Source organism: Candidatus Effluviviaceae Genus I sp. (assembly GCA_016867725.1).
Taxonomy (GTDB): Bacteria; Joyebacterota; Joyebacteria; order Joyebacterales; family Joyebacteraceae; genus VGIX01.
In genome coordinates this window covers 1-8565 of record VGIX01000059.1, presented here as the reverse complement: position 1 = coordinate 8565, position 8565 = coordinate 1, and the positions used below count along the sequence as shown (strand labels likewise).

The following is an 8565-nucleotide window of genomic DNA, read 5'->3' as shown; positions in this document are numbered from 1 at the left end:
CTGGCAGGAGGGCAAGCCCGCGGTCGAGGCGCTGCGCTTCCCGGCGCTGCCCTCGAACGACCGCGCCAACCTCGCGCTCGTGTTCGATGAGGTGGACTGGGCCGGCAACTTCGTGCCCGCCATCGATCGCGTCTTCGTGGCGCGCTCGCCCGAGACGCACGCGTACTGGTTCCCGCTGACCGGGAGCACGATCTTCCTCTACGTCAACACGACGCGCCCTCCGTTCGACGACGTCCGGGCGCGGAAGGCGTTCAGCCTCGCCGTCGACCGCGAACTGCTCATCGACGTCGCGCTCTACCGCTACTCGCGCCCCGCGGACGCGACGGCCCTGAGCGATGCGTTCCTGTCCTGGAAGGACCCGCAGGCGCTGGCCGCGGGCGACTGGGTGGGCCACGACGTCGCGAAGGCGAACGCGCTCCTCGACGAGCTGGGGTACCGGCGGAGCGAGGACGGGTTCCGCGTCGACCCGGCGGGCCGTCGCCTCGAGTTCGAGATCCTGACGGTGTCCGGGTGGTCCGACTGGGTGCGGGCGGCGCAGGTGATGTCGAGGGGGTTCGCCGACATCGGCGTGAAGGCGTCGGTGCGGACGTTCGACTTCGGCGCGTGGTTCCAGCGCGTCCAGGAGGGCGACTTCGACCTGAGTCTCGGGTGGTCCTACGAGGGGCCGACGCCCTACACGTTCTACCGGTGGCTCATGTCGTCCGAGACCGTCGAGCCGGTCGGCGAGATCGCGACCGGGAACTGGCACCGGTTCGGCAGCGCGCGCGCGGACAGCATCCTCGCGGCGTTCGAGCGCGAGGCCGACGCCGACGGACAGAGACGGCTCGCCGCGCAGCTCCAGCGCATCTTCGCGGCTGAGGCCCCGGCGATCCCCCTCTACCCCAACCCCTCGTGGGCCGAGTTCAACACGGGCAGGTTCGACGGGTTCCCCACGGCCGAGAACCCCTACGCGGACCCGTCGCCGAACAAGTTCGACAGGGGAGAGTGCCTGCTGGTCCTCACGACGCTCAGGCCGCGCGGCACTGCGGAGGCGGCGTCCGGCGGCGGGCGGTGACGCACGGAGGAGATGCCGATTGGCCGGGAAGAGCGTGACCTCCCTCGCGGGCAGGTGGGCGCTGGTGACGGGCTCCAGCAGGGGCATCGGGCAGCAGATCGCGCTCGGCCTCGCGCAGTTCGACTGCAACGTCGTGGTGCACGGCAGGACGAGGGCGCACACGACGAGGACGCTCGAGCTGCTCGACGCGTATACCGTGAAGACCGCGGTGGTCGCGGGCGACCTCGGCACGAGGGCGGGAGTCCGGGCCGTCGTCCGCGGCGTGGAGAGGCGCCCTGGTCACATCGACATCCTCTACAACAACGCGGCCGTCCAGAATGCGTGGCAGTCCGTGTGGAAGATCGATAGGTCGACGTGGCAGGACGTGTTCGACGTGAACGTGTTGGCCCTCGTGGACCTGTGCAACGCGTTCGCACCCGGGATGATCAGGCGGGGCTACGGGCGCATCGTCAACCTGACCTCCGGCATCAGGGACATCCCCGAGCTCGCGCCCTACAGCGTGTCGAAGGCGGCGGTCGACAAGTACACGGCGGACCTCGCCGCGAGGCTCGGTGGCACCAACGTGCTCGTGAACACGGTGGACCCGGGGTGGCTGAGGACGGACATGGGCGGCCCGAAGGGGGAGCACGATGTGACGACCGTGCTGCCGGGAGCCCTGGTCCCGGCGCTGCTTCCGGACTTCGGCGCGAACGGGAAGCGGTTCTCGGCTCAGGAGTACGAGTGGTCTGATTAGGAGGAGATCGGAGTGAGGTTCCTCCTCAAGAGGCTGGGGTTCTACGCCCTCGCCGCGTGGGTCGCGGTCACGCTCAACTTCTTCCTGCCGAGGCTCATGCCCGGCGACCCGGCGACGGCCCTCTTCGCCAGGTTCCGCGGCATGCTGGCGCCCGAGGCGCTCGACGCCCTCAGGGAGACGTTCGGGCTGACCGAGGCGCCGCTCGTGGCGCAGTACTTCACGTATCTCGGTCACGTGCTCAAGGGCGACCTCGGCATCTCCGTAGCGTACTTCCCGGCGCCCGTTCTCCAGGTCATCGCCAACGGGCTCGTGTGGACCGTCTTCCTCGCGGGGACGGCGCTGATCGCGAGCTTCGCCGTCGGCACGCTTCTGGGAGTGGCCGCGGCGTGGTGGCGGTTCGGCCGCGTCGACACGTTCGTGCCCCCCACGGCCGCGCTCGTCGGAGCGTTCCCGTACTTCTGGCTCGCGATGGTCGTGCTCTACGTGTTCGGGTTCACGCTGGGCTGGTTCCCGCTGGGGCACGCGTACGGCGACTCCGTGGAGCCCGGGTTCAACGTCGCCTTCCTCGCCGACGTCGTGAGACACGCGGTGCTGCCCGTCGGGACCGTGGTCATCGCCACGCTGGGCGGGTGGCTGCTGACCATGCGGAACACGATGGTGTCGGTGCTGGGCAGCGACTTCGTCGGTCTCGCCTGGGCCAAGGGGCTGCCGCCGCGGACCGTGGCGCTCAGGTACGCGGCGAGGAACGCGCTTCTGCCGAGCGTGACCGGCTTCGGCATGGCGCTGGGGTTCGTGCTGGGCGGGTCGCTCCTGACCGAGATCGTGTTCTCCTATCCGGGCCAGGGCTACCTGCTGGTCCAGGCGGTCAGGGGCCAGGACTACCCGCTCATGCAGGGCATCTTCCTGGTGATCACGCTCGCGGTGCTTGGGGCGAACTTCGTCGTCGATCTGGTGTCGCTGTGGCTCGACCCGCGGATCCGCGACTCCGTGTCGTGAGAGGGACGACTCCGTGAGGGCACAGGGGACAGCATCCGGACTTGCGCTGTGGGCTGACGCCGTCAGGCACGACAGGCGTGCGGCGTTCGGCGCGGGGGTCATAGCGTTCTTCGCGCTCATGGCCGTGTTCGGTCCGCTGCTGGTGGGCGACCCCACGGAGCTCGTCGGAGTGCCGATGCAGCCGCCCTCGGCCCAGCACTGGCTGGGAACGACCGGGCAGGGCCAGGACGTCCTCGCGCAGCTGGTCGTGGGCACGCGCGCCACTCTGCTCATCGGGTTCAGCGTCGGTCTCACGGTCGTGTTCGTCGGCGCGCTCATCGGCGTCACGGCCGGGTACTTCGGCGGCCGCGTGGACGGGTTCCTCTCGCTCCTGTTCAACGTGTTCCTCGTGATCCCCGGGCTGCCGCTCGCCATCGTCATCGCCGCGTACCTGCCGTCGGGCCCGCTGACGCTCGGGTTCGTGCTCGTGATCGCGGGGTGGGCCTGGAACGCCCGCGTGCTCCGGGCCCAGACGCTCGCCTACAGAAGGCGCGACTTCGTCGCGGCGTCCGTCGTGTCCGGCGAGTCGAGCTGGCGCATCGTGACGAGCGAGATCCTGCCGAACATGACGTCCCTCCTGGTCTCGCAGGTGATCGGCGGCACGGTCTACGCGATCGGCGCGCAGGTCGGGCTGGAGTTCCTGGGACTCGGCGACGTCTCGGCCGTGACCTGGGGGACGAACCTCTACTGGGCGCAGAACGACTCGGCGCTCCTGACCGGGGCGTGGTGGACGTTCGCGCCGACCGGCATCGCGATCGCGCTCGTGGGGTTCGGCCTGACCATGCTGAACTCGGGGTTCGACGAGATCACGAACCCGCGGCTGAGGCTCGAGCGGGCCTGGCGCGGGTTCCTGCTGGGCCGCGGGCACGCGCCCGGGCGCTCCACACCGGTGGTGAGAGAGAATGACTGAGCCGCTTCTCGACATACGCGACCTGTGCGTCGACTACGTGACCGACGAGGGGCCGGTGCGCGCCATCGACCACCTCGACCTCAGCGTGACGCGTGGAGAGGTGCTGGGGGTGGCGGGGGAGTCGGGCAGCGGAAAGACCACGCTCGCCAAAGCGCTCATGCGCATCCTGCCGTCGCCGGCGGTCATCACCGGTGGGCGTCTCCTGTTCGGCGGCATCGACGTCCTCAGGATGAGCGAGGGCGAGCTGAGGGAGATGCGCTGGGGAGAGATCTCGATGGTGTTCCAGAGCGCGATGGACGCGCTCAACCCGGTGGTGTCCGTGGGCGAGCAGATCGTGGACACGCTCCTCGCGCACGGGGGCGGCTCGACCGGCTGGGCCCGGAACAGGGCCCTCGAACTCCTGGACCTCGTTGGCATTCCCCGGGACAGGATCGACTCCTTCGCCCATCAGCTCTCCGGGGGCATGCGGCAGAGGGTAGGGATCGCGCTCGCGCTCGCCATGCGTCCGTCGGTCGTCATCCTCGACGAGCCGACGACGGCGCTCGACGTCATCGTGGAGCGGGAGATCCTGGGGCGCATCCGCGAGCTCCAGGAGAAGCTGGGGTTCGCGGTCATCTTCATCACACACGACCTCGCGCGGATGCTCGAGATCTCCGACCGCGTCGCCGTCTTCTACGCCGCCCGCCTTGCCGAGGTGGGCCCCGCGGCGGAGCTGAGGAGGTCCCCCCGACATCCCTACACCGCCGGTCTCCTGCGCGCGTTCCCCTCGCTCAGGCCCGGCGGGCCGGAGCCCGTCAGCATCCCGGGCCAGCCCGCGAGCCTGCGCCGTCCCCCCTCGGGCTGCCGGTTCCATCCCAGGTGCCCCAAGGCGATCGACCTCTGCCACGAAAAGCAACCGGGCCCGATCGACATCGGGCCCGGTCACGTCGCCGTCTGTCATCTGGCGAAGTGAGTCAGAGGCTAGAGCGCCAGGTGCAGGTATGTCCTGAACTCCCACTCGGAGCCGTTCTCGCCGTCGGCCGCCTCCGCGTCGTAGCGCAGTGAGTTCTCGTCCATCGAGCGCCACGTGCCTGTGACGCCGATCCGCGTCTGCGCGTGTCCGAACCAGCGCGGCGAGCCCAGCGAGTAGGATGCGTCGCCGGTCAGCTGGACCGGGAACGTCAGGTTGAAGTCGCGGTGGTAGTCGTAGGGACCCCAGTCGTTGAACTTCGCGGACCCCTCGACCGCGAGCGGACCGTGGATGAGGCGGGCGCTCGCGCCGAACCTCTCGATCGTCCGGTTGAGCGTGAGGTTGGCCTCCGTCGGGTCGTAGCCGTTCGGCTGGACCTTGCCGTAGTAGAAGCGCGACACCATCCGCGTCATCGGTCCGACGCGTGACACGAGGCGCGCGTTGAGCTCCCAGAGGTCCTCGGGCGGCGGCGCCGCGAGGAACGCATAGACCGTCACGCCGTCCTCCGCGATGAAGTTCGAGACGTCCATGGTGGTCGGCAGGTGGCGGTACACGAACCCGAGGCTCGCTGCCAGACTCGCGTCCTCGCGCACGTCGTTGTCCCACTGCCAGAACCAGGTCGCCGGCGTCGGGTCGTACGTGACGAGGAGTTCTCCGCCCACGGTCTCGCGGTTCCCCCGGACGGCGAACGGGTCGGACAGGATGTTCCGGGGCCGGCCCGGCGACGGAACATCGTAGGGGATGGGGCCGATGATCGGCTTCTGCCAGAGGAAGTTCGGGCCGAACTGGACGTTCCCAACGTTGACCGCGAGTCCGGTCAGGAAGTTGGTCTGGTTGCCGGAGCCCGAGTCCTTCAGGTTCCAGCCCGTGTAGGTGATCGTCGGGGTCGGGCCCGCGTCGGCGACCAGGCCCATCCTCGCCGCCTGCGCGTACCAGTGCCAGCGCCCCTTCTCCCAGGTGACCTTCCCCTTGGCTCCGAAGGCGTCGCCGTCGATGATCTCGTCCTGGAAGATCTCGTATGCGCCGTCGGTCTCCTGGGCGATCAGGAACCTGTCGCCGATCTTCGTGCTGCCCGACCAGATGCCGCCCGCCTCGAACCCCCACGGCCCGCGCCGCGTCGCGAGCTGGAGCGAGACCTTGCGCGTCCTGGGCTCGGGGATTGCGATGGAGGTGTTGACGGCGGACTGCTCGGAGACGTCCTCGTGGTAGACCGCCGTCGCGTTCAGCGGCCCGACCCTCCTCTGGTACTTCACGAGCACGGCCGGGTTGGCGCCCCACCAGAGCTGCGGGCCGTAGGCGACCTTGAGGCCTCCGAACTGCCGCTTCCCCGCGACCTCGAAGCCCACAGGCGCCATGCCGTTGTAGGTGTCGACGTTCTCGCCGTAGTAGGCGTCGCGGTAGAGACCGAAGAAGTCGCCCTCGTAGCCCCAGTGCAGGTGACCGGTGCGATAGAAGCCGTCCAGGACGAACCACTCGTCGTCCCACGAAACCGAGCTCTGGTAGACCTTCACGCGCTCGATGGACTCGTCCTCGTACTCGCCGGTGTCGGTCTCAAGCGTGCGCTTGCGGCCCCTGCTCTCATAGAAGATCTCGTCGATCGGGTTCTCGGGCACGTTGCCCAGCACGCTCAGGGAGAGCCTGCCCGTAATGCTCTCGGCGGGCTTGGCCTCGACGTCGACGTAGAACGACTGCATCTGGTCGAACCCCATGAACGACGGGTAACCGGCCGCCGCGCCCTGCATCGGTGGCGTCGTGGAGTGCTTGCCGCCCGTGTTGATTGTCTCGAACTCGAGCCGGAGGCCGGACAGGCGGACGCGCTCGCCGGCGCCGCCGACGGCCGCCGCGCGGTCGCCCCTGGCCTCTAGTTCCGCCGTCGCGGGGTGGATGCCGGCGAAGTGCGCCCGGATGGCCTCGAGGTCGGTCGTCGGCGCGTAGGGGGCGAGCCCGAACGCACGCCGGAGCGCGTAGTAGGCCGCGCGCGGGTGCACGTCATACAGCCCGCGGTGATCGGGCGGGCTCTTGGCCGTGATGCCCCACCACTCCTCGTTCATGTTGTTCTGGCCCGGGGCATAGTCTTCGATGTATCCGCCGTTCGGCCATGACGCGTTGGTGTCGTGGATGTCGAGACGGCTCTCCTGCCCGAACTTCCACCACCCGTCGCTCCACTGGAAGATGTAGCCGCCGATCGCGTTGCCGACGCGGCCCTTGCCGTAGGACTGCTCGTAGATCTCCTTCCACTGGCCGATGAGATACTTGGCCTGCATGAGCTGGTCTTCGCGCATCTCCCTGGCGTTGTACGCGTCGGCGCCGAACTCGGTGTACACGACGGGGATGCCCAGCTTGTCGCGTACGACGTCGAAGAGATCGCGGGCCGAGACGCCGCGATAGACGTTGGTGCCCAGGATGTCCAGGCCCGGGCACTCCTCAGCGATCAGGTCGATGTACTGGAGGTCTCCGTTGGAGATCGCCACGAGCTTCTCCGGATCGGTGCGCTTGATCTCCTCGATGATCTCCCCGTAGAGCGAGTAGAGGTAGCGCGCGCGGGCCTCGTCGCGCTCGCCCTCCGGCAGCGCCTCGATCTCGAACGACGACCAGTGGAGGCCGTAGTTGTTCTCGTTGCCCAGGAGCCACATCAGGACGCCCGGCGTGTTGCGGTACTGCTCGACCCAGCCCACGATCTCCTCGGTCACGAGTCGACGGAACCGCGGGTCCGAGTAGTCGACCGACGGAGTCCATGCGCCGTCGATCGTGTAGCCGTAGCGCCCGACCAGGTGGTTCAGCATCGTCGTGATGCCGTACTTCTCATAGATGTGCTCGACCCATCGGGGCGGGATCCCGACGTACTGCCGGATCGAGTTGACGCCCATGTCCCGGAGGAGGGGCATCTCTCTCTCCAGCACGGCCACGATGACCTCGTCGGGCTGACCCCACAGGTTGTAGAGGTAGTTCTCGCCGATCGGCAGGTAGTCCCAGTTCATGCCGAAGACCATGTAGTCGCCGCCGTCGACCACGAGCTTCTGGCCCGCGTCGTCGGCAACGATCCGCACGTCCGGGGCGGCCGCGGAGGCCGTCGCGGACAGGACCGCGAGAGCAAGGAGAGACGCCGCGACTGCCGCGAGCCGCTTCGGGTGCGGGGCGCGGCCGGCGGGTGTGTTCATCACCATGGGGGAGCCTCCTCAAGTCGCCGAAGGACCATCGTCCTCGACTGCGTTCAGGGCCACGGTGCTGCGATACCAGTCGGCGCTCTCTTTCGCGGTGCGCCGGCACGTGTCGTAGTCGACCCGGAAGAGACCGAAGCGCTTGGAGTATCCGTACTGCCACTCGAAGTTGTCCATCAGCGACCAGACGAAGTAGCCGCCGAGAGGGACTCCGGCGTCGATGGCCCGGCGCGCCGCGAGCATGTGGCGGCGGAGGAAGTCGATGCGACGCGGGTCCGACACACGGCCGTTGTCGCCGACCGCGTCCTGGAAGGCCGCGCCGCTCTCGGTGACGTACATGCGCCGCGGTCCGTACTCCCTGTGCACGCGCAGGAGGATGTCGGTGAGGCCCTGCGGATAGACCTCCCATCCCATCTCCGTGCGCTCGTCCTCGGGGACGACGTCGACGCCGACCGCGTTCCCCTGCCCGCCGGCCCTCATGACGGCCCTGCTGTAGTAGTTGATGCCCAGGAAGTCGATGGGCGCGCCGATGGTCGCCATGTCGCCCGCCTGCACGAACGGAAGCGCGCTCGACTCGAGGTGCCCCATCCGCACCCTGTCCGCGATGACGTCGGCGGGATACTCGCCCCGGAAGAGCGGATCGAGATACCATCGGTTGAAGAGACCGTCGAACTGCCGGGCGGCGTCCCGGTCACCATCGCTGTCGGTCGCGGGCTCCGCGGGACA

Annotated in this window: 5 protein-coding genes and 1 pseudogene; 4 read left to right on the top strand and 2 right to left on the bottom strand. The window is 68.8% G+C overall.

Going from position 1 to position 8565, the window contains the following annotated elements:
• The 4 genes and pseudogenes from FJY74_09000 to FJY74_08985 all read left to right on the top strand — a co-directional run.
• Positions 1–1054: ABC transporter substrate-binding protein (locus tag FJY74_09000; GenBank protein MBM3308450.1), on the top strand; the 1054-nt coding region annotated here is incomplete at its 5' end.
• 34 nt (positions 1055–1088) lie between these two features.
• Positions 1089–1787 carry an SDR family oxidoreductase gene (locus FJY74_08995; protein ID MBM3308449.1) on the top strand — a complete coding sequence of 233 codons (699 nt, stop codon included), beginning with the start codon at positions 1089–1091 and terminating at the stop codon, positions 1785–1787.
• 12 nt (positions 1788–1799) lie between these two features.
• On the top strand, positions 1800–2783 hold the full coding sequence (locus tag FJY74_08990; GenBank protein MBM3308448.1) for an ABC transporter permease: 984 nt from the start codon (positions 1800–1802) through the stop codon (positions 2781–2783).
• A gap of 118 nt (positions 2784–2901) precedes the next feature.
• Positions 2902–4684: pseudogene (locus FJY74_08985) on the top strand (dipeptide/oligopeptide/nickel ABC transporter permease/ATP-binding protein).
• Positions 4685–4692: 8 nt separating this feature from the next.
• On the opposite strand, the gene FJY74_08980 reads toward FJY74_08985, so the two are convergent.
• Both FJY74_08980 and FJY74_08975 read right to left on the bottom strand, forming a co-directional pair.
• A complete protein-coding gene (locus tag FJY74_08980; GenBank protein ID MBM3308447.1) occupies positions 4693–7839 on the bottom strand; it encodes a glycosidase in 3147 nt (1048 codons plus the stop codon).
• An 18-nt stretch (positions 7840–7857) separates the two neighbouring features.
• Positions 7858–8565, bottom strand: a 708-nt coding sequence (locus FJY74_08975) for a family 1 glycosylhydrolase (protein ID MBM3308446.1), incomplete at its 5' end; no start/stop codon positions are given.

Bases quoted from the DNA above. Each gene is read 5' to 3' on its own strand.
- FJY74_08980 (MBM3308447.1), bottom strand. From the start codon at position 7,839: ATGAACACACCCGCCGGCCGCGCCCCGCACCCGAAGCGGCTCGCGGCA.